1 pseudogene is annotated in these 1233 nt (G+C 66.5%); it reads right to left on the bottom strand.

The features are described 5' to 3' along the window. Positions 1–1233: pseudogene (locus ASG57_RS39300) on the bottom strand (DUF1522 domain-containing protein); the annotation flags it as partial.

Genomic DNA, 1233 nt, shown 5'->3' with positions numbered 1-1233 from the left:
GAGTCGAGTCGATCTGCTGCAGAATGTTGTTGTACTGGTTGACCAGGTTCGCACGGGACGTCTGCGCAACGGTGTCCTGGACGGGGCTGGAAGCCGTCGAGAACGTCAGCGCGGTGGTCAGCGTACCGCCGATCGAGCCGCCCGCAGTGCTCGAACCGATGGTCGAGGACGCGTAGTCGTTGGTGGTCGAGATCGTCAGCAGGCCGTTGGCGTCGATCGTCGCCGACAGGTTGTTGGCCTGCAGCTTGGTGTTGAGCTGATCGAGCGTCTTGACCGTGCCGTTGGTGCCGTCGCCGAAGGTCACGTCAACCGCCGTGCCGCCGTTGAAGGAGGTAAAGGTCAAGGTCTTGCCGCTGATGCCGCCGATGCCGGAGGTACGAGCCGCGTTGAAGGCGGACGACGTGCCGGTGTTGCCGGCGAAGCCGAGTGCGTTCAGCGCATTGCCCGTGCCGGTGATCGACAGGTCGGCGTTGACGCCGGTCGAGATCTTGAGCTGGCCTGACGAGTTAATCGTCGACTTCGACTGCCCCGAGGCGGCCGCAAACAGTGCCGGTGATCGACAGGTCGGCGTTGACGCCGGTCGAGATCTTGAGCTGGCCTGACGAGTTAATCGTCGACTTCGACTGCCCCGAGGCGGCCGCAAACGTCGCGGTGCCGTTGGCTGCGATGGTCGCGGTCTGCACGCCGGTGGCAAGGTCGATCGCGTTCAGCACGTCGKCAACCGTGCCGGCCTGCAGATAGACGGTCGAATTGCCGYTGCCGTCGGTGACGACCGCACCGCTCGCGCCGGAGCCGGTGGGAACGGCCGGAGCACCGGCCGAGCCCGGGGTCGGCGCGTTCTTGAAGGTGATGACCTTGCCGTTGACGTTCAGCGTCGAACCGTCGGTGATCGTCGCACCTACGGCCGGAGCACCGGCCGAGCCCGGGGTCGGCGCGTTCTTGAAGGTGATGACCTTGCCGTTGACGTTCAGCGTCGAACCGTCGGTGATCGTCGCACCGAGCGAGGCTGCGCTGGTGGTGCGGTTGACGTTGACGGTGGCATTGCCGCCGCCGACTGACGAGGACACACCGAGCGCCTTGAGCAGGTCGGCCTTGCCGGTGACGCTCAGATCCGCACCCGTCGAGCTCCTCAGCGTGACGGCGCCCGCAGCGACGCTCGAGGCAGTCTGGCTGGCGCTGGTCGCGATCGTCGCAGCACCGGCGCTGTGGTCGCGATCGTCGCAGCACCGGCGC

The sequence above is a fragment of the Bradyrhizobium sp. Leaf396 genome (genome assembly GCF_001424605.1).
Lineage (GTDB): Bacteria > Pseudomonadota > Alphaproteobacteria > Rhizobiales > Xanthobacteraceae > Bradyrhizobium > Bradyrhizobium japonicum_C.
The sequence above is the reverse complement of the archived record's forward strand: the minus strand, read 5'-3'. Positions and strand labels throughout refer to the sequence as shown.